Annotated in this window: 21 protein-coding genes (1 of these 21 running past the window's edge); 14 read left to right on the top strand and 7 right to left on the bottom strand. The window is 70.5% G+C overall.

Annotated elements, in window-relative coordinates; translation table 11 throughout:
• The first annotated feature begins 29 nt into the window (after positions 1-29).
• A complete protein-coding gene (locus tag OG462_RS12090) occupies positions 30-440 on the top strand; it encodes a hypothetical protein (protein ID WP_406057207.1) in 411 nt (136 codons plus the stop codon).
• On the opposite strand, the gene OG462_RS12085 is transcribed toward OG462_RS12090, so the two are convergent.
• Entirely contained in the window at positions 385-1,098 is a 714-nt protein-coding gene (locus OG462_RS12085; protein WP_406057205.1) for a FadR/GntR family transcriptional regulator, read from the bottom strand. The two genes, OG462_RS12090 and OG462_RS12085, sit on opposite strands and share 56 nt — an antisense overlap.
• 81 nt (positions 1,099-1,179) lie before the next feature.
• Here OG462_RS12085 and OG462_RS12080 point away from each other — a divergent pair, with 81 nt between their 5' ends.
• The 4 genes from OG462_RS12080 (at position 1,180) to OG462_RS12065 (ending at position 3,542) form a co-directional block, all read left to right on the top strand.
• Positions 1,180-2,493, top strand: coding sequence for a CynX/NimT family MFS transporter (locus OG462_RS12080; RefSeq protein ID WP_406057203.1), 1,314 nt, complete (start codon positions 1,180-1,182; stop codon positions 2,491-2,493).
• A 17-nt stretch (positions 2,494-2,510) separates the two neighbouring features.
• The gene (locus tag OG462_RS12075; protein ID WP_406057201.1) at positions 2,511-2,627 is read left to right on the top strand and encodes an SGM_5486 family transporter-associated protein; all 117 of its coding nucleotides are present in this window, start codon (positions 2,511-2,513) and stop codon (positions 2,625-2,627) included.
• Positions 2,628-2,784: 157 nt separating this feature from the next.
• Positions 2,785-2,988 (top strand): hypothetical protein, encoded by a 204-nt coding sequence (locus OG462_RS12070; protein ID WP_406057199.1) that lies wholly within the window; start codon positions 2,785-2,787, stop codon positions 2,986-2,988.
• 35 nt (positions 2,989-3,023) lie between these two features.
• Positions 3,024-3,542, top strand: a complete 519-nt coding sequence (locus OG462_RS12065; protein WP_406057197.1) for a SixA phosphatase family protein — start codon at positions 3,024-3,026, stop codon at positions 3,540-3,542.
• Between the two features lie 141 nt (positions 3,543-3,683).
• Here OG462_RS12065 and serB read toward each other — a convergent pair whose 3' ends face one another.
• Positions 3,684-4,901: a phosphoserine phosphatase SerB gene (gene serB, locus OG462_RS12060; RefSeq protein ID WP_406057196.1), complete on the bottom strand. Its 1,218-nt coding sequence runs from the start codon at positions 4,899-4,901 to the stop codon at positions 3,684-3,686.
• Between the two features lie 275 nt (positions 4,902-5,176).
• On the opposite strand from serB, the gene OG462_RS12055 reads away from it, so the two are divergent.
• The gene (locus OG462_RS12055; protein WP_406057194.1) at positions 5,177-7,747 is read left to right on the top strand and encodes an FHA domain-containing protein; all 2,571 of its coding nucleotides are present in this window, start codon (positions 5,177-5,179) and stop codon (positions 7,745-7,747) included.
• Positions 7,748-7,832: 85 nt separating this feature from the next.
• Here OG462_RS12055 and OG462_RS12050 read toward each other — a convergent pair whose 3' ends face one another.
• Entirely contained in the window at positions 7,833-8,603 is a 771-nt protein-coding gene (locus OG462_RS12050) for a transglycosylase SLT domain-containing protein (RefSeq protein ID WP_406057192.1), read from the bottom strand.
• A gap of 429 nt (positions 8,604-9,032) precedes the next feature.
• Between OG462_RS12050 and OG462_RS12045 the strand changes: the two genes are divergently transcribed.
• The 3 genes from OG462_RS12045 (at position 9,033) to OG462_RS12035 (ending at position 11,220) form a co-directional block, all read left to right on the top strand.
• Positions 9,033-10,178, top strand: a complete 1,146-nt coding sequence (locus OG462_RS12045; protein WP_406057190.1) for a GAF domain-containing sensor histidine kinase — start codon at positions 9,033-9,035, stop codon at positions 10,176-10,178.
• A complete protein-coding gene (locus tag OG462_RS12040) occupies positions 10,171-10,815 on the top strand; it encodes a response regulator (protein WP_406057188.1) in 645 nt (214 codons plus the stop codon). The genes OG462_RS12045 and OG462_RS12040 overlap by 8 nt, the downstream gene beginning before the upstream one ends.
• 162 nt (positions 10,816-10,977) lie before the next feature.
• Positions 10,978-11,220, top strand: coding sequence for a chaplin (locus OG462_RS12035; protein WP_187624121.1), 243 nt, complete (start codon positions 10,978-10,980; stop codon positions 11,218-11,220).
• Between the two features lie 120 nt (positions 11,221-11,340).
• Here the strand turns inward: OG462_RS12035 and OG462_RS12030 are convergent, their stop codons facing one another.
• Entirely contained in the window at positions 11,341-12,132 is a 792-nt protein-coding gene (locus OG462_RS12030) for a hypothetical protein (protein ID WP_406057185.1), read from the bottom strand.
• Between the two features lie 157 nt (positions 12,133-12,289).
• On the opposite strand from OG462_RS12030, the gene OG462_RS12025 reads away from it, so the two are divergent.
• The 4 genes from OG462_RS12025 to OG462_RS12010 all read left to right on the top strand — a co-directional run bounded on the left by OG462_RS12025 (position 12,290) and on the right by OG462_RS12010 (position 15,490).
• Positions 12,290-13,087 carry an ABC transporter ATP-binding protein gene (locus tag OG462_RS12025; RefSeq protein ID WP_406057183.1) on the top strand — a complete coding sequence of 266 codons (798 nt, stop codon included), beginning with the start codon at positions 12,290-12,292 and terminating at the stop codon, positions 13,085-13,087.
• Between the two features lie 75 nt (positions 13,088-13,162).
• Positions 13,163-13,591 carry an NfeD family protein gene (locus OG462_RS12020; RefSeq protein WP_406057181.1) on the top strand — a complete coding sequence of 143 codons (429 nt, stop codon included), beginning with the start codon at positions 13,163-13,165 and terminating at the stop codon, positions 13,589-13,591.
• A gap of 93 nt (positions 13,592-13,684) precedes the next feature.
• Positions 13,685-14,623 carry an SPFH domain-containing protein gene (locus tag OG462_RS12015; protein ID WP_406057179.1) on the top strand — a complete coding sequence of 313 codons (939 nt, stop codon included), beginning with the start codon at positions 13,685-13,687 and terminating at the stop codon, positions 14,621-14,623.
• 93 nt (positions 14,624-14,716) lie between these two features.
• Positions 14,717-15,490: a sulfite exporter TauE/SafE family protein gene (locus tag OG462_RS12010; protein ID WP_406057177.1), complete on the top strand. Its 774-nt coding sequence runs from the start codon at positions 14,717-14,719 to the stop codon at positions 15,488-15,490.
• Positions 15,491-15,555: 65 nt separating this feature from the next.
• Here the strand turns inward: OG462_RS12010 and OG462_RS12005 are convergent, their stop codons facing one another.
• From OG462_RS12005 to OG462_RS11995, 3 genes are all read right to left on the bottom strand, one after another.
• Entirely contained in the window at positions 15,556-16,062 is a 507-nt protein-coding gene (locus OG462_RS12005) for an HNH endonuclease (protein WP_030322763.1), read from the bottom strand.
• Between the two features lie 167 nt (positions 16,063-16,229).
• Positions 16,230-16,766: a YbhB/YbcL family Raf kinase inhibitor-like protein gene (locus tag OG462_RS12000; protein ID WP_406057175.1), complete on the bottom strand. Its 537-nt coding sequence runs from the start codon at positions 16,764-16,766 to the stop codon at positions 16,230-16,232.
• 53 nt (positions 16,767-16,819) lie between these two features.
• Positions 16,820-17,602 (bottom strand): sporulation protein, encoded by a 783-nt coding sequence (locus tag OG462_RS11995; protein WP_406057173.1) that lies wholly within the window; start codon positions 17,600-17,602, stop codon positions 16,820-16,822.
• Positions 17,603-17,690: 88 nt separating this feature from the next.
• Here OG462_RS11995 and OG462_RS11990 point away from each other — a divergent pair, with 88 nt between their 5' ends.
• On the top strand, positions 17,691-18,343 hold the 5' portion of the coding sequence (locus OG462_RS11990; RefSeq protein WP_406057171.1) for a DNA-3-methyladenine glycosylase. Its footprint extends 10 nt past the window's final position; 653 of the gene's 663 nt are visible here — the first part of the coding sequence; the start codon lies at positions 17,691-17,693; the stop codon falls past the right edge of the window.

The raw sequence follows: 18,343 nt of genomic DNA, 5'->3' as shown, positions 1-18,343 counted from the left end.
CCTGCTGCTGACGGGGAGGAGGTACGGGCATGCGCGCGATACGTCACGGGTTCGGCGCGTTCGTCTCCGTCGCCGTACTGCTCACCGGGATCGCCGTCGCCGCCGAGGTGCGGGCCGCCCCCGCTCCGGCCGAGGAGGTCCCCGCCACCGCCCCGGCGGCCGAGGAGCCGGAGAACTTCGGGGCCTCCTGCCGCACCGTCGTCCAGGGCTCCCGCGTCACCGCCCACTGCCAGAACCCGTACCCGCGTACCGACCGGGTCCGCCTCCACGTCGAGTGCGAGCGCTGGTGGGACATCGACTCCGACAGCGCCCCCGTGGACGTGGGGCCCGCCGACTACGGCAAGATCACCGGCCGCTGCTGGAAGGAGGTCGGGGCCGCCTGGGTCACTCACCAGCCGGCGGACCAGGCTCCCGACCCGGCTCCGGTACGGGGCTCCTGAGGCACATGTAGGGGTAGCCGGCCGCTTCCGCGCCGGCCCGCTCGGCGTCACCGTCCCGGATCGCGTCCACCAGGCGCGCGTGGTCCATCCAGTTCTCCGGCCGCAGCACCTGCCCGACGTCGTCGCGCAGCCACTCCCGCAGCAGATCGCCCAGGTCCGCGTAGAGCTCGGTGAGCACCTCGTTGCCCGAGGCGGCGACGACCGCGTGGTGGAAGGTCGCGTCGGCGGTCACGAACCGCTCCGCGTCGCCGGACTCCCACGCCTCCTCCCGCCGTACGAGCAGGGTGTCGAGCTGCTTCAGGTCCCGCTCGGTGCGCCGCCCGGCCGCGAGCCGCGCCGCGGCGGACTCCAGGGTCGAGCGCAGCTCGGCGACGTGCCGGGGGTCGGATCCCGCGAAGCGCCGGTGCATGACGCCCGCCAGCTCGCTGGTGGCGATGACGTAGGTGCCGGAGCCCTGGCGGATGTCGAGCAGTCCGTTGTGCGCGAGCGCCCGTACCGCTTCGCGCACGGTGTTACGGGCCACTCCCAGCTGCTCGACGAGCTCGGGTTCGGTCGGGATGCGTGAACCGACCGGCCACTCGCCGGAGGTGATCTGGTTCCGGAGCTCGGCGATCACCTGATCGGAGAGGCCTGCGCGCCGGGGGTGGCCGAGGGCCATGGAGCACCTTCCCATTCGTTCGAGTCGCCCAAGTCGTTCGAGATTGGACAACCAATCATCCCATGATTCTATGATGGCTCCATGCCTGACGAGCCGAAGACCCTCGACCCCGCCGCACGACCGGCCATGACCACCGTTCCGGCGGCCACCACGGCCCCGCCCGGAGCCGCCGTCGCCGGAGATTCTCCCGCACCGGGACGGGCACAGCGCTGGACCCTCGGCCTCGTCACCGTCGGACTCGTCCTGGCCGCACTGAACCTGCGCCCCGCCATCACCAGCCTCGGCGCCCTCCTCGAAGAGGTCACCGCCGACCTCCACATGAGCGGCACCGTCGCCGGCGTCCTCACCTCAGTACCCCCGCTCTGCTTCGCGATCTTCGGCATCACGGCCCCGCGCCTCGCCCGGCGCTTCGGGCCCGCCGCCGTCGTCTGCGCGGGCATGGCCGCGATCTTCACGGGCCTCGTCCTGCGCCCCTTCGCCGGCGGCACCGTCGGCTTCCTCGCCGCCAGCGCGCTCGCCCTCATGGGCATCGCCGTCAGCAACGTCCTGATGCCGGTCATCGTCAAGCGGTACTTCCCCGACCGCATCGGCAGCATGACCGGCCTCTACTCCATGGCCCTAGCCCTCGGCACCTCCATGGCAGCGGCCGCGACCGTCCCGATGACCGCCGCCCTCGGCGGCGACTGGCGCATCGGCCTCGGTGTCTGGGCGGCCATCGCCGCGCTGGCCGTCCTGCCCTGGATCCCGCTCGTACGCGACCGGGACCGCGCCGCCGCGAAGAGCCGTGCCACCGCCGCCGCCACGGAGACCGCCGCCCCGCGCATCACCCGCAGCCGCACCGCCTGGGCCCTCGGCTGCTACTTCGGCCTCCAGGCCACCGGCGCCTACATCACCATGGGCTGGATGCCGCAGATCTTCCGCGACGCGGGCGTCCCCGCCTCCACCGCGGGCGTGCTCCTCGCCGTCACCATGGTCATGGGCGTCCCGCTCGCCTTCGTGATCCCCCGGCTCGCCACCCGGATGAAGAACCAGGGCCCGATCGTCGTCGCCCTCGGCCTCTGCGGCCTCGCCGGCTACACCGGCCTCTTCCTCGCCCCGGCCGCCGGCGCCTGGGTCTGGGCCCTGCTGCTCGGCGTCTCCAACTGCTCCTTCCCGCTCGCCCTCACGATGATCGGCATGCGCTCGCGCACCGGCGCCGGAGTCGTCCGGCTCTCCGCCTTCGCGCAGAGCGTCGGGTACCTCATCTCCATCCCCGGCCCCCTCCTCGTCGGCGTGCTCTACCAGCACAGCGGTGGCTGGGGACTGCCGGTCGTCCTGATGGGCGGGCTCATGGTGCCGCAGATGATCGTCGGAACCCTGGCGGGCCGGGACCGGACGGTCGAGGACGAATCCTGAGATGCGAGACTGTTGCCATGCCAGTCCTCGAACCCAGTCCCCCGAACGGCCAGAAGAAGCTGCTCCTCGTGTTCGGCGCGATGATCGGGATCACGGTCGTCATCGCCGTCATCGCCTCGATCGCCTCCCCGTGAGGCGCGGTCACCACGGCCCTCGGTAGGGATAACCCCCGCATCCCCTAGGGGGCGGGTGTCAGGGTGAAGTGGGTGGATCACCGGATGGGCCGAGGGGCCCGCGAACCCTACGTTGGAGACAACAGGGAAAGCGGAGCACCCACCCACGGAGGCGGTCATGACGGCCCGTACGTACACCCGCGTCCGACCGGACACGACCGGCGTCGACACCCGGCTGCCCTGGTGGGCCCTCGCCCTTCCGGCGGCCGCGTTCGTCGCCCTTCTGCTGCTGATGAGCGGGCCCGGTGAGGCCCACGCGGCACTGGGTGACCCAGGGGTCGGCGGGGTTCTGGAGCGGATCCAGCAAACGCTCTCTCTCTGAGTCGGCGCGAGCCGTTTCGTGCGAAGCTGAGGACCATGAGCGTCGACACACCCCGCAGGATCGTGCTGCTTCGACACGCGAAGGCGGACTGGAACGAGGAGTCCGACCACGAGCGCCCCCTCGCCGAGCGAGGACGCGCGGACGCCCCCGTCGCCGGCCGCAGGCTCGCCGCGAGCGGCCTCACCTTCGACCTGGCCCTCTGCTCCACCGCCACCAGGACCCGCGAGACCTGGAAGCTGGCCGTACAGGAACTGCCGCAGCGCCCCAAGACCGTGTACGAGGACCGGCTGTACGAGGCCTCGCTCGGCGAGCTCATCGCCCTGCTCAACGAGACCTCGGACGAGGTCTCCGACATCCTGGTCATCGGCCACAACCCCGGAATGCACGCCCTCGCCGACGCCCTCGCGAGCGAGGCCGACGGCGACCTCCTGGCCCGGATGAACCGCAGCGGCTTCCCGACCTCCGCCTTCGCCGTCCTCACCTTCAACGGCTCGTGGAAGTCCCTGGAGCACGGCGTCGGACACCTCGTCGAGTTCTGGACCCCGCACGCCTGACCCGTACGCGTGATCGCCTGACCCGTACGGCTGATGCGTACGCCTCAGCCGTACCTCTCAGCCGTCGCCTCAGCCGTACGCCTCAGATGTACGGGAAAGGGCCCGGCCGTCGAACGACGGCCGGGCCCTTTCGTACCGGGCTCAGTGCAGCAGGTCCTCCGCGCCGCCGTCCGCGGCCTCGACCTCTTCGCGGGTGATCCCCAGCAGGTACAGCACGGTGTCCAGGAACGGCACGTTCACCGCCGTGTGCGCGGCCTCGCGCACCACCGGCTTCGCGTTGAACGCCACGCCGAGACCGGCCGCGTTCAGCATGTCCAGATCGTTCGCCCCGTCGCCGATCGCCACGGTCTGCGCCAGCGGCACACCCGCCTCCGCCGCGAACCGGCGCAGCAGCCGCGCCTTGCCCGCCCGGTCCACGATCTCGCCGGTCACCCGCCCGGTCAGCTTGCCGTCCACGATCTCCAGGGTGTTGGCGGAGGCGAAGTCCAGCCCGAGGCGGTCCTTGAGATCGTCCGTGACCTGCGTGAACCCGCCGGAGACCACGCCCACCTGATAGCCGAGCCGCTTGAGCGTACGGATCAGGGTCCGGGCCCCGGGCGTCATCCGCACCTCGGAACGGACCTTGTCGACCACCGAGGCGTCGAGCCCGGCGAGCAGCGCCACGCGCGCGTGCAGGGACTGCTCGAAGTCCAGCTCTCCGCGCATCGCGGCGGCCGTCACCTCGGCGACCTTGTCCTCGCAGCCGGCGTGCGCCGCGAAGAGCTCGATCACCTCGTCCTGGATCAGGGTCGAGTCGACGTCCATGACGACGAGTCGTTGGGCCCGCCGGTGCAGTCCTGCGGAGACCACGGCCACGTCGACCCCGATGGTGTGCGCCTCGGTGGCGAGGGCGGTCCGCAGCGGCTCGGTCGCGCAGCCGGAGACGGCGAACTCGACGGCGGTGACCGGGTACTTCGCCAGCCGGAAGATACGGTCGATATTGCCGCCGGCCTCCGCGATCCTGGCCGCTATGGCCGCTGTCTGCTCCGCGGTCAGCGGGTTGCCCAGCACGGTGACGTGCGAGCGCCCCTCACCACGGGGACGGTTGTCGCCCGTACCGGAGATGATCTCGGCCTGGAGCTTCAGCGACTCGGCCCAGCTGTGCACGGTCGCGCGGAGCTCGCCCTGCGAGGCGACGGTCGGCTGGGTGACGAGCGCGCACAGGACGAGTCGGCCGCGGGAGACGACCTGCTCGATGTCCACGACGTCGACGGAGTAGGCGGCGAGGGTGTCGAAGAGTCCCGCGGTGATCCCGGGACGGTCCTTCCCGAAGATCTTGACGAGAAGGGTGGGAACGTCTGAGGTCTGCGATGCGCTCATGGTGCTTCCACCGTATCGGGCACCGCGTGCCACCCGACCCCCCGTCCCGCCCAGCGGACACCCGAGTGGTCGCACCCTTGCGCCGCAGCGGCCCCCAGTGACCCGGAAGCGGCCCCGAAGCCGCCCGGAAGCGGCCCGGAAGCGGATCCCCGGGCTTGCATGCCGGGTCTTCACACGGCCCGACTTTCCGATACGGGACTGGGCCTGAAATAGTTCCTCAGGATGATTCGCCATCCCTGGACTCCCAGCGACGGGGGTACATCGGGGGACAAGTAGTGGGGCATGGAGTGCCAGAACTCGTACTGGAATTGAACGGCAGGACCTGGACGCTCGATCCGTCCAGGTCGTACACCCTGGGCCGCGACCCGCAGGGCGACCTGGTGATCGACGACGCCAGGGTCTCGTGGCGGCACGCCACCATCAGCTGGGGCGGCCGGAGTTGGGTCATCGAGGACCACGGCTCGACCAATGGAACGTTCTTGCAGGGGCAGCGGATCCACCAGGTGGAGATCGGCCCCGGCTCGGCGGTCCACCTCGGCAACGCCACCGACGGCCCGCGGCTGAATCTCGCCGCCGCCGGCGCCCCGGCCCACCAGCAGGCCCCTGCCCACCAGCAGGCTCCGGCCCACCAGGTCCCCGCCCACCAGGCCGCGGAGCAGGCCGCCCAGGCCGAGTGGGTCACGCACCAGGCCCCGCCGCAGCAGCAGGCACCGCAGCAGAACTGGCAGCAGCAGGGCCCGCCGCCCGTGCAGCCGCACGTTCCGCAGCAGCAGGCCCCGCACCAGCAGGGACACGGCGGGCCCGGCGCCGCCGGAGGGGCGTCGTCGGCCTACGCCGACCGCAGCCCCACCACGTTCCACCAGCTGGCGCTCGGCCACGTCATGCGTATCGGCCGTGCCCTCGAGAACGAACTGGTCGTCTCCGACCTCCAGGTCTCGCGGAACCACGCCGAGTTCCACGCGACGCCCGACGGCCGCTTCGAGATCCGCGACCTCGGCTCGCACAACGGCACGTACGTCAACGGTCAGCCGATCCCCAAGGGCGGCACCGCCCTCCTCGGCCCCCAGGACATCGTCGGCGTCGGTCACTCGACCTTCCGGCTCGTCGGCGGCCAGCTCGAGGAGTTCGTCGACACCGGCTCGGTCTCCTTCTCGGCCCGCCACCTCACGGTCACGGTCGACGGCGGCAAGCAGATCCTCAAGGACGTCTCCTTCGGCGTCCCGGAGAAGTCGCTGATCGGCGTCATCGGCCCCTCCGGCTCCGGAAAGTCGACGCTGCTCAAGGCGCTGACCGGCTACCGCCCGGCCAACGAGGGCGACGTCCTCTACGACAACCGAAGCCTCTACAAGCAGTTCGCCGAGCTGCGCCAGCGCATCGGTCTGGTCCCGCAGGACGACATCCTCCACAAGGAGCTGACCGTCCAGAAGGCGCTGCGCTACGCCGCCAAGCTCCGCTTCCCCGGCGACACCGCCGAGTCCGAGCGCGAGGCCCGCATCGGCGAGGTGCTGCGCGAGCTCAAGCTCGACATCCACAAGGAGAAGAAGGTCACCTCCCTCTCCGGTGGTCAGCGCAAGCGCGTCTCGGTCGCCCTGGAGCTCCTCACCAAGCCCTCGCTGATCTTCCTGGACGAGCCGACCTCCGGCCTCGACCCGGGCATGGACCGCGATGTCATGCAGCTGCTCCGCGGCCTCGCCGACGACGGCCGCACGGTCCTCGTCGTCACCCACTCGGTGGCCGAGCTGGGCCTCTGCGACAAGCTCCTCGTCATGGCCCCCGGCGGCTCGGTGGCGTACTTCGGCCCGCCGGAGGAGGCGCTGAACTTCTTCGGCTACTCCACCTGGGCGGATGTCTTCTCCGCCTTCGAGAACTACCGCGACTACGACTGGGCGGGCCGCTGGAAGGGCTCGCAGCACTACCAGATGTACGCCGCGGACATCGACGCCGTCGCCGCGCAGCCCGTCCAGGTGCCGCAGCAGGCGATGTCCAGGCCGCCGAAGCCGCAGGGCTGGGGCTCCCAGCTGTGGACCCTGATCCGGCGCTACGTCTCCGTGATCGCGTCCGACAAGGGCTTCCTGGGCCTGATGGTGATCCTGCCCGCCGTCCTCGGCGCGGTCTCGGTCGTCATCCCGGCCGACTTCGGCCTCGGTTCGCCGAAGCCGCCGTCCCGCTTCAACGGCGACGCCGGCACGATCATGCTGATCCTCGCGGTCGGCATGTGCTTCAGCGGCGCGGCCAACTCCGTACGAGAGCTGATCAAGGAGCGGGTCATCTACGAGCGGGAGCGGGCCACCGGCCTGTCCCGCTCGGCGTACCTGATGTCCAAGGTCATCGTGCTCGGCGTGATCACGGCCTTCCAGGGCGTCATCATCTGCGGCATCGGCTTCTCCACCCGGGCGCTGCCCGAAGAGGGCCTGTTCATGCCGCCGGCCGTCGAGCTGTGCATCCAGGTCATCGCCCTGGGCCTCACCTCGATGATGTTCGGCCTGGTCATCTCCGCGCTGGTGAAGACCGCCGAGAAGACCATGCCGCTCCTGGTCATGTTCGCGATCATCCAGGTCGTGTTCACCGGCATCCTCTTCCAGGTGTACGGCTCGCCCGGCCTGGAGCAGTTCGCCTGGCTCATGCCCTCCCGCTGGGGCATCGCCGGCGCCGGCACCACCCTCGACCTGGCCCGCCTCATGCCGCCGTGGGACCACAAGAACCCCACCAACACCGACCCGCTCTGGGAGCACACGGTCGGCCAGTGGAGCCTCGACCTCGGCATCCAGCTGTTCATGGCGGCCGTCTGCTGCGTCGCCGTGGCGCGGCTGCTGCGCCGCCACGAGCCCGAGGTCATGCGCAAGTGATCGGCTGAGGTACCGGTACGCCGAAGGGCGGCACCCCCGCGCAGGGGGTGCCGCCCTTCGGCGTACGACAGCGGACCGAGTGCGATCAGTACGCGCTGTTGACGTTGTCGATCGAGCCGTAGCGGTCGGCCGCGTAGTTGGCGGCGGCGACGATGTTGGCGACCGGGTCGTACTGGTCGAACGGCGTGCCGGCCACGTGGTAGGTCTTGAAGGTCGGGTAGATGACCTGGAGCAGACCCTTGGACGGGACGCCGTTGATGGCGTTGATGTCCCAGTTGTTGATGGCACGCGGGTTGCCGCTGGACTCGCGCATGATGTTCTTGTGCAGACCGTTGTAGCTGCCCGGGATGTTGTGCTTGTCCATGATGAACAGGGCCTCGCGGATCCAGCCGTCGAGGTTGTTCGCGAAGACGGGGGTACGGGCGACGGAACGGCTCGCGGCCGCCTTCTCCGCGGCGCGCTTCTTCGCCTGGGCCTGAGCCTTCGCCTTCGCCTTGGCCTTCGCCTCGGCTTCCGCCTTGGCCTTGGCTTCCGCCTTCGCCTTGGCGGCGGCAGCGGCCTTGGCCTTCGCGTCGGCCTTGGCCTTCGCGTCGGCCTCCTGCTTGGCCTTGAGGCCGATGGTGGTGTGCTGCTCGGTCACGCTGGCGGCCAGGGCCTTCGCCTGCGGGCTGTTCGCGTTGTACGACCAGGCCACCTGCTGCGTACCGGAGAGAGCCTGCGGCTCGGTCTCGGTGCTGCCGTTGCCGGGTACGAGGGAGAGGGTGAGCGCGGCGGCGCCCAGAGCGGCGACGCCGGCGATCGTGGCCTTGTGGGTCTTCTTCAGACCACGAATGTGGCCAGGGGTGTTCGCAGACATAACGGACTACCTCTTCGAATCGCTGGGGGTCGCTCGGCCGGGGCGGCGCTGCGCCTTCTTCGGCGGCGACGAGGGCAATTCTTAGCGGCAGCAAAATCCCGTGGCAAAGGTGTGACGTACGATCCCGGGTAGTGGATCAGGGGCCCGTGCACGGACCACAGAAGCGCCCTTATGTCGGGCTCACCCCACCCTGCCCCGCCCTCCAGATGTCCACTAGGGGACTTCGTAAGTGACGTGGGTCCTATGCGCGGGCTCACATCGGCCACGTAACGAACTCACCAGGCGTTGCGTGAGCAATGCGCACAGTGAGTCCCCTCCTCCTGGGGGAGGACAAGGGCGTCCGGGCACTACGACCTAGGTCCCCGGTCCCCCTCCTTCGCGGTCTTCGGACGGATACGGACCGTCACCACCCGCCGGTACGGTGAACACATGAGCCATCGACCGAGCTCCGGCCTGGCCGCCGTGAGCACCGCCCTCCTGGCGATGAGCCGCCATCTGGAGGTCCGCGACGTCCTCAAGACGATCGTCGCCTCCGCCCGCGAGCTGCTCGACGCCGAGTACGCGGCCCTGGGCGTCCCCGACGACCACGGCGGCTTCGCCCAGTTCGTGGTCGACGGCGTCAGCGACGAGCAGTGGAAGGCGATCGGCCCGCTGCCCCGGCAGCACGGCATCCTCGCCGCGATGCTCCACAAGGCCGAGCCCGAGCGGCTCGCCGACGTCCGCGAGGACCCCCGCTTCGAGGGCTGGCCGGCCGCCCACCCCGAGATGTCCGACTTCCTCGGCCTCCCCGTCAGGGACGGCGACGAGACCCTCGGCGCGCTCTTCCTCGCCAACAAGCGCTGCCCGAAGGAGAACGGCGGCTGCGGCTTCACCGCGGAGGACGAGGAACTGCTGTCGATCCTGGCCCAGCACGCGGCCATCGCCCTCACCAACGCACGTCTGTACGAGCGCAGCCGCGAGCTCACCATCGCCGAGGAGCGCTCCCGCCTCGCCCACGAGCTGCACGACGCCGTCAGCCAGAAGCTCTTCTCGCTCCGGCTGACCGCCCAGGCCGCCGCCGCGCTCGTCGACCGTGACCCCGCCCGCGCCAAGGGCGAACTCCAGCAGGTCGCCGCGCTGGCCGCCGAGGCAGCCGACGAGCTGCGCGCCGCCGTCGTCGAGCTCCGCCCCGCCGCACTGGACGAGGACGGACTCGTCCACACCCTCCGTACCCACATCCAGGTCCTGGACCGCGCCCACACCGCCCGGGTCACCTTCGAGAGCCCCGGGACGCGCGCGCTGCCCGCCGCACAGGAGGAGGCCGTGCTCCGGGTCGCCCAGGAGGCCCTGCACAACGCCCTGCGGCACGCTGACGCGGAGCTCGTCGCCGTCTCCCTCACCCGCGCGGGCCAGGGCGCGCGGCTCACCGTCACCGACGACGGCACGGGCTTCGACCCGCGTACGGTCCGCAGTGCGGGGCGCCACCTCGGTCTGGTCTCCATGCGGGACCGGGCGAGCGGCGTCGGCGGATCGCTCACCGTGACCTCGGCCCCGGGCGAGGGCACCACGATCGAGATGGAGGTTCCCGGTGGCTGACAAGCAGATCCGTGTCCTGCTGGTCGACGACCACCAGGTCGTCCGCAGAGGCCTGCGCACCTTTCTGGAGGTGCAGGACGACATAGAGGTGGTGGGGGAGGCCTCCGACGGCGCCGAGGGCGTCGCCAGCGCCGAGGAGCTCCGCCCCGACGTGGTCCTCATGGACGTGAAGATGCCCGGGACCGACGGCATCGAGGCGCTGAAGCAGCTCCGCGAGCTCGACAACCCCGCGAGGGTCCTCATCGTCACGAGCTTCACCGAGCAGCGGACGGTGGTCCCCGCGCTCCGCGCCGGCGCCTCCGGATACGTCTACAAGGACATCGACCCCGACGCGCTGGCCGGCGCGATCCGCTCCGTCCACGCGGGGCACATCCTGCTCCAGCCCGAGGTCGCGGGCGCGCTCCTCGCCCAGGACGACTCCCACGGGGGCACGGGACGCGGCTCGACCCTCACGGAGCGGGAGCGCGAGGTCCTCGGCCTGATCGCGGACGGCCGGTCCAACCGCGAGATCGCCCGCGCGCTCGTCCTCTCCGAGAAGACGGTCAAGACGCACGTCTCGAACATCCTCATGAAGCTCGACCTCGCGGACCGCACCCAGGCGGCGCTCTGGGCGGTCCGGCACGGCCTCACCAACTGACACCCCCTGGGCGCCCCCTCGCACGCCGGGGCGCACGACCGTTCAGTCCTTCATACCGTCGTGTGTATGTCCCCCGTTCGGCGCAACCTGCCGGGGGGTGCGGCGTTCTCCATGGCGTGCTGCGGCTGATCGGCCGCAGCGATGACCAGGAGGATGTACCAAGTGAAGAACCTCAAGAAGGCCGCTGCCCTCACCATGGTCGCCGGTGGCATCGTCGCCGCCGGTGCGGGTGTCGCCTCCGCCCACGGTGCCGAGGCCACGGGCAAGGCCGTCGAGTCGCCGGGCGTCGCCTCCGGCAACCTGGTGCAGGTCCCGGTCCACGTCCCCGTGAACGTCTCCGGCAACACGGTCAACGTGATCGGCCTGCTCAACCCGGCCTTCGGCAACCACGCCCTCAACGGCTGACCACCCGAGAACGACCGGCCCCCGGACGATCCCCCGGGGGCCGGTTTCGCATGTACCCACTGTTGTAGGAGAGGGCAGACCCCCGTCGAAGGAGATCGGTCAGACCCGTCGTACCAGCGGTCAGAACCCCCGGTCCCGCTCCCGTTCCTCCACGTACGCGTTGTACGCCGCCACCTGGGCCCGTCGCGCCACCCGCTCCACCGGCCGCAGCGCAGCACCCCGCGCCGCCATTTCCGAGGCGCTCACCGCGCCCCCGTGCCCGTGGTCGTACGCCAGGTCCACCAGCAGGCCCACCCGCTGCGCCAGCTCCAGGACCCGCACCGCCCGCGGCGGGTACCCCGGAGCGAGGACCTCCCGCCCCACCTCCGCCCGCGCCCGGTACGCCTCCCGGGCCGCGTCCGCCGTCGGGCCCGAGCCCGCCACGTCCAGCCGGGTCAGTACCGCCGTCGCGTCCCGGAGGGCCTCCGCCAGCTCCCGCTCCGCCTCGCCGAGCGACGGCACGTCCGCCGGCGGCGCCTCCCGCACCGAGAGACAGCGCCAGACCACCTCCACATGGACGTCACCCACCGGCCCCGCCTCCGAGACCTCCGGCACGAGGCCGTACGGCGCGCCGTAGCCCACCACCGCCTCCTCCGCCTCCAACGCGCGCGCGTTGAAGTCCGGCGGTCCGCTCAGCCCCAGCGGATGCCCCGGCGCGGGCAGCGCCACCCGCCACCCGGTCACCCCGAGCCGCCGCAGCCGGCCCAGCGCCAGCGTCAGCCCCACCGGCCGTGCCTCACCCGGCAGCCCCTCCACGCGGTGCACCGCGTCCTCCCCGACAATGGCCAGCGCCGCCTCGTCCGGCGACACCGCCCCGGCCAGCAGGGCATTGCCCCATGCCGCCAGGCGTCCTGAGCGTGGTTCCGAAAGCATCCCCCAAGACTAGGGGGAGTCCTGGGCGCACCGGGGGACTCAAAGGAAGCCCTAGGGACCGGCCCGCTCCGTCGATAACGTAGGTTTTCCCCTGGACGCCGCGCCCATCGGCGCAAGGCGACGACACGACTCGACCGCAAGGGGAGACAACGCGCTCATGAGCGATGTACTGGAGCTGGTGGACGTATCCGTGGTCCGCGACGGACGGGCTCTGGTGGACGAGGTCTCCTGGTCGGTCAAGGAGGGCGAGCGCTGGGTGATCCTCGGACCCAACGGCGCCGGCAAGACCACCCTTCTGAACATCGCCTCCAGCTACCTCTTCCCCACCAAGGGCAGCGCCCACATCCTGGGCGAGCAGCTCGGCGGCGTCGGCACCGACGTCTTCGAGCTCCGTCCCCGCATCGGCATGGCCGGCATCGCCATGGCGGAGAAGCTCCCCAAGCGCCAGACCGTTCTGGAGACCGTCCTCACCGCCGCGTACGGCATGACCGCCACCTGGCACGAGGACTACGACCCGGTCGACGAGCAGCGCGCCAAGGCCTTCCTCGACCGCCTGGGCATGAACGAGTACCTGGACCGGAAGTTCGGCACCCTCTCCGAGGGCGAGCGCAAGCGCACCCTGATCGCCCGCGCGATGATGACCGACCCCGAGCTCCTCCTCCTCGACGAGCCCGCCGCCGGCCTCGACCTCGGCGGCCGCGAGGACCTCGTCCGCCGTCTCGGCCGCCTCGCCCGCGACCCGTACGCCCCCTCCATGATCATGGTCACCCACCATGTCGAGGAGATCGCGCCCGGCTTCACCCACGTCCTGATGATCCGTCAGGGCAAGGTGCTCGCCGCCGGCCCCGTGGAGACCGAGCTGACCTCCCGCAACCTCTCCCACTGCTTCGGCCTGCCGCTCGTCGTCGAGCGCGTCGGCGACCGCTGGACCGCCCACGGTCTGCCCCTGAAGTAGCGGACGAAGCGCCGGCGTCCCGCACAGCCGCCCGCGCCCTGTCCCGGAGGACCCCACCGCCCCTACCATGACCATGTGGACATCGACGCATGGGTCTGGTGGCTGATCGGCGCGGTGGGGCTCGGCATTCCGCTGGTCCTGACCGCGATGCCCGAATTCGGCATGTTCTCCGTCGGGGCGGTCGCGGGGGCGGTGACCGCCGCTCTCGGTTTCGGCGTCGTCCCCCAGGTGCTCGTCTTCGTCGTCGTCTCGGTCGCGCTGGTGGCGGTGGTACGCCCGATCGCGGCCCGGCAGCGCGACGGCAGGCCCCAACACGCCTCCGGCATCGACGCCCTGAAGGGCCGTCAGGCCGTCGTCCTGGAACGGGTCGACAGCAACGGAGGCCGCATCAAGCTCGCCGGGGAGGTCTGGTCCGCCCGCACGCTCGACATCGGACAGAGCTTCGAACCGGGCGAACAGGTCGACGTGGTGGACATCGACGGGGCGACCGCCGTGGTCATGTGACCGAACCTCGCCCATGACGCTCCGCCATCTGGGAAACTCGATCATCGAAAGCAACCCGGCAGTCAACCGGTAGCGAAGGGCACGGGGAACACGATGTCAGCAGTCATCATCGTCCTGATCATTCTGGTGGTGCTCGTCTTCATCGCCCTGATCAAGACGATCCAGGTCATTCCGCAGGCGAGCGCGGCGATCGTGGAGCGCTTCGGCCGCTACACCCGCACGCTCAACGCCGGCCTGAACATCGTCGTCCCGTTCATCGACTCGATCCGCAACCGGATCGACCTGCGCGAGCAGGTCGTCCCCTTCCCGCCGCAGCCGGTGATCACTCAGGACAACCTCGTCGTCAACATCGACACGGTCATCTACTACCAGGTGACCGACGCGAGGGCCGCGACCTACGAGGTCGCCAGCTACATCCAGGCGATCGAGCAGCTCACCGTCACCACCCTGCGCAACATCATCGGTGGCATGGACCTGGAGCGGACCCTGACCTCCCGCGAGGAGATCAACGCGGCCCTGCGCGGTGTCCTGGACGAGGCCACCGGCAAGTGGGGCATCCGCGTCAACCGCGTCGAGCTCAAGGCGATCGAGCCGCCGACCTCCATCCAGGACTCGATGGAGAAGCAGATGCGCGCCGAGCGTGACAAGCGCGCCGCGATCCTCACCGCGGAGGGCACCCGCCAGTCCGCGATCCTCACCGCGGAGGGCGAGAAGCAGTCCGCGATCCTGCGCGCCGAGGGTGAGTCCAAGGCCGCCGCGCTGCGCGCCGAGGGCGAGGCCCAGGCCGTCCGCACGGTCTTCGAGGCCATCCACGCCGGCGACCCGGACCAGAAGCTGCTCTCGTACCAGTACCTCCAGATGCTGCCGAAGATCGCCGAGGGCGATGCCAACAAGCTCTGGATCGTGCCCAGCGAGATCGGCGACGCCCTCAAGGGCCTCTCGGGCGCCTTCGGCAACAAGGACGGCAGCGTCCCCGGCTTCAACACCAAGGGCGGCGGGACCGAAAGGCGAGACGAACCGCCGGTTGACTGACACGTACACGTAATTCTCGTGCATGATCGGTGCGAGCCCCTCGACCCCGACGAACTCGGGGCGGGGAGGCGACTCAACTGACCATGTAAGGAGATGGCGTTGTCCATCTGGGAAGCCCTGGCAGTCTTCGCCGCCGGCATCGGCGCCGGCACCATCAACACCATCGTCGGATCGGGAACGCTGATCACGTTCCCGGTCCTGCTCGCGACCGGACTCCCTCCGATCACCGCGAACGTCTCCAACGCCCTCGGCCTCGTCCCCGGCTCCATCAGCGGAGCCATCGGCTACCGGGCCGAACTCAAGGGCCAGAAGCGCCGCATCCTCCGCCTCGGAGGCGCCGCCCTCCTCGGCGGTCTGATCGGCGCCATCCTGCTCCTTGCGCTGCCGTCCGACGCCTTCGACGCGATCGTCCCGGTCCTCATCGGCCTCGCGCTCGTCCTGGTGATCCTCCAGCCCCGCATCGCCGCCGCCGTCAAGCGCCGCCGCGAACAGACCGGCACCGAGGCCCACCCCGACGGCGGCCCCGTCCTCCTGCTCGGCCTCTTCCTCGCCAGCATGTACGGCGGATACTTCGGTGCCGCCCAGGGCGTGCTCTACCTCTCGCTGATGGGCCTGCTGCTCCACGACACCCTGCAGCGGATCAACGCCGTCAAGAACATCCTCGGCGCCCTCGTCAACGGCGTCGCCGCCGTCTTCTTCCTCTTCGTCGCCGAGTTCGACTGGACGGCCGTCCTGCTCATCGCCGTCGGCTCCACCATCGGCGGCCAGATCGGCGCCAAGGTCGGCCGCAAGCTGCCGCCCACTGTCCTGCGCGGAGTGATCATCGCCGTCGGCGTCATCGCCATCATCCAGCTGACGCTCCGTTAGCCAGGACGGCGGAAGGGCCCGCCTCCCCACACCGGGGGAGGCGGGCCCTTCCGTACGAGACAGGGTTACGCGGCAGCCTTCGCCAGCCACTCCGGCAGCTCCGACCGCTCGCTCGCCCGCATCGCCAGCAGCATCGCGTCCGCGGGCGTCGGCTCGAACGGCTGGAACAGCAGCGGCATCCCCGCCTGCTCCGGCGTCCTGGCCGCCTTGCGGTGGTTGTCCTCGGCGCAGGAAGCGACCGTGTTCAGCCAGCTGTCCCCACCGCCCTGGGCACGCGGCACCACGTGGTCGACGGTCGTCGCCCGCCGCCCGCAGTACGCGCACCGGTGCTGGTCCCGCACCAGCACCCCCCTCCTCGACCACGGTGCCTGTCTTCGGAACGGCACCCGGACGTACCGGCAGAGCCTGATCACCCGCGGTACCGGAAGATCGACGGCCGCACCTCGCACTCGCAGATCGGGATGGGCGTGCTCGACGACGGCCTTGTCCGTCAGGACAAGCACCACCGCACGGTTGAGAGAGACCGTCGACAGCGGCTCGAAGCTCGCGTTGAGTACCAGCGTGTCCCGCATTGTGCCCACCTCCCGTGTGCAGGCCCGGCCCCGGAGCGGGGCGGTGGGGCCTGGATCAACGATGGCCGGGCCGGCCGGGGTCGGACAACGCAATATTTCCCGCGCAACAAAAGATGCCCGCTTCTGATCTCTCCAAGACCAGAAGCGGGCAAACAACAAACGAACGATCAGACCGCCGCGGGAGCCGCGTACTCACCGATCAACTGGGCACGCCCCAGCGTGTGGAAGCGCAGGTTGAACCCGACCGCCGCCGGCGACACATCGCCGTCCGGACCGAGCTTCTCGCTGTCCACCGCGTACACCGTGAACACATAGCGGTGCTCTTCTCCCGCCGGGGGAGCGGCACCACCGAAGTCCTTCGAGCCGTAGTCGTTCCGGACGTGCACGGCCCCGGCCGGCAGCCCCTCGAACGAGCCCGACCCGGCACCGGCGGGCAGCTCGGTCACCGACACAGGGATGTCGAACAGCACCCAGTGCCAGAACCCGCTGCCCGTCGGGGCGTCCGGGTCGAAGCAGGTGACGGCGAAGCTCTTCGTCTCCGCCGGGAACCCCTCCCAGCGCAGCTGCGGCGAGGTGTTCCCCGCCGCGTACACCTGCGCGTCCTTCAGGACCCCGCCCGGCGCGATGTCGTCGCTCACCACGGTGAACGCCGCCACCGGCGGATGGAAGTCATGCGGGAGCGGCGCCCTCTTGCCCTCGGACACGTCGAAACCTCCGTATCGCCCGTACTGCCTCAGCAGCCTTTACGGGCCCGAGCCTAGAGCCAGTTGCGACGGCCGCCGACCTCGGCGAGCCACTGGTTCAGGTAAGCCGCCCAGTCGGTGGCGTGGAAGTCGTTCAGACCCACCTTGAAGGCACGGAAGGAGTCGCTGCCCTCACCGAACAGACCCGGCTTCTTGTCCATCTCCAGGACGACGTCCATCTCACGGTCGTCCGCGACGAAGCTGACCTCGACCTGGTTCAGACCCCGGTACTGCTGCGGCGCGAAGAACTCGATCTCCTGGTAGAAGGGCAGCTTCTGCCGCGTCCCCCGGATGTGCCCGCGCTCCATGTCCGCGCTCTTGAAGCGGAAGCCCAGCTGGAGGAACGCGTCGAGGATCGCCTGCTGCGCCGGCAGCGGGTGCACGTTGACCGGGTCCAGGTCACCGGAGTCCACCGCGCGGGCGATCTCCAGCTCGGTGGTCACACCGATGTTCATCCCGCGCAGCTGCTGCCCGGAGACGGAGGTCACCGGCGTCTCCCAAGGAATCTCCAGACCGAACGGCACCACGTGCACCGCGCCGGCCTTCACCTCGAAGGCACCGCCCAGACGAACCCTGACGAACTCGATGTCCTGCTTCTGCTCCTGGTCGCCGCCCTCCACCTCGACCCGTGCCTGCAGGCCGACGGAGAGACCCTCGATCTGCTGGTCGACACTGCCGCCCTGGATACGCACCTCGCCCTGGACGACACCGCCCGGGACCACGTTCTCCTCGGTGAGCACCGTCTCCACGGTGGCCCCACCGGCACCCAGGCTCGCGAGCAGCTTCTTGAATCCCATGACCTTCACTCCTTCTCAGTCCTGACCCCTACATACGCGCGACGACCGTAGTCGGTTCCCCACCGGACCCCTACTACGCTCGGGCGCCATGAGCGAGAGCCCCGACCGTACGCCGCTCCCACGGACCTTCTTCGACCGCCCGGTCCTCGAGGTCGCCCCCGACCTCCTCGGCCGCACACTCGTCCGCCGTTCACCGGAAGGACTGATGGAACTGCGCCTCACGGAGGTGGAGGCGTACGCCGGCGCCATCGACCCCGGCTCGCACGCCTTCCGGGGCCGGACCGCACGCAACGCCGTCATGTTCGGCCCGCCCGGACACGCGTACGTCTACTTCACCTACGGCATGTGGCACTGCCTCAACCTGGTGTGCGGCCCCGAGGGCGAGGCGAGCGGGGTGCTGCTGCGCGCGGGGGAGATCCTGAAGGGCGCCGACCGGGCCCGCCCCCGCCGCCGCTCGGCCCGGAACGACCACGAGCTGGCCAAGGGCCCAGCCCGTCTGGCCACGGCCCTCGACATCGGCCTCTCCTTGAACGGCACCGACACCTGCGCCGGCCCGGACGCCCCTCTCTCCCTCCTCACCGGTACTCCGCCGGCCCCCGCCCACATCCGCAGCGGCCCCCGCACGGGTGTCGGCGGCGACGGCGCCCCGCACCCCTGGCGCTTCTGGATCGACGAGGACCCGACGGTGAGTCCGTATCGTCCTCACACGTCCCGGAGGAGCACACTTGACTCAGGACGTCC

It is taken from the genome of Streptomyces sp. NBC_01077, assembly GCF_045162855.1.
In the GTDB taxonomy this organism is placed as follows: domain Bacteria; phylum Actinomycetota; class Actinomycetes; order Streptomycetales; family Streptomycetaceae; genus Streptomyces.
Note: the sequence above shows the minus strand (reverse complement) of the source record. Positions and strands in the feature narration are given on the sequence as shown.

Coding starts and splice junctions, on each gene's coding strand:
- OG462_RS12075 (WP_406057201.1), top strand. CDS start 2,511: ATGCCAGTCCTCGAACCCAGTCCCCCGAACGGCCAGAAGAAGCTGCTC.
- OG462_RS12050 (WP_406057192.1), bottom strand. CDS start 8,603: ATGTCTGCGAACACCCCTGGCCACATTCGTGGTCTGAAGAAGACCCAC.
- OG462_RS12030 (WP_406057185.1), bottom strand. CDS start 12,132: ATGCTTTCGGAACCACGCTCAGGACGCCTGGCGGCATGGGGCAATGCC.
- OG462_RS12090 (WP_406057207.1), top strand. CDS start 30: ATGCGCGCGATACGTCACGGGTTCGGCGCGTTCGTCTCCGTCGCCGTA.
- OG462_RS12065 (WP_406057197.1), top strand. CDS start 3,024: ATGAGCGTCGACACACCCCGCAGGATCGTGCTGCTTCGACACGCGAAG.
- OG462_RS12080 (WP_406057203.1), top strand. CDS start 1,180: ATGCCTGACGAGCCGAAGACCCTCGACCCCGCCGCACGACCGGCCATG.
- OG462_RS12070 (WP_406057199.1), top strand. CDS start 2,785: ATGACGGCCCGTACGTACACCCGCGTCCGACCGGACACGACCGGCGTC.
- OG462_RS12015 (WP_406057179.1), top strand. CDS start 13,685: ATGTCAGCAGTCATCATCGTCCTGATCATTCTGGTGGTGCTCGTCTTC.
- OG462_RS12005 (WP_030322763.1), bottom strand. CDS start 16,062: ATGCGGGACACGCTGGTACTCAACGCGAGCTTCGAGCCGCTGTCGACG.
- serB (WP_406057196.1), bottom strand. CDS start 4,901: ATGAGCGCATCGCAGACCTCAGACGTTCCCACCCTTCTCGTCAAGATC.
- OG462_RS12025 (WP_406057183.1), top strand. CDS start 12,290: ATGAGCGATGTACTGGAGCTGGTGGACGTATCCGTGGTCCGCGACGGA.
- OG462_RS12085 (WP_406057205.1), bottom strand. CDS start 1,098: ATGGCCCTCGGCCACCCCCGGCGCGCAGGCCTCTCCGATCAGGTGATC.
- OG462_RS11995 (WP_406057173.1), bottom strand. CDS start 17,602: ATGGGATTCAAGAAGCTGCTCGCGAGCCTGGGTGCCGGTGGGGCCACC.
- OG462_RS12045 (WP_406057190.1), top strand. CDS start 9,033: ATGAGCCATCGACCGAGCTCCGGCCTGGCCGCCGTGAGCACCGCCCTC.
- OG462_RS12010 (WP_406057177.1), top strand. CDS start 14,717: ATGGCGTTGTCCATCTGGGAAGCCCTGGCAGTCTTCGCCGCCGGCATC.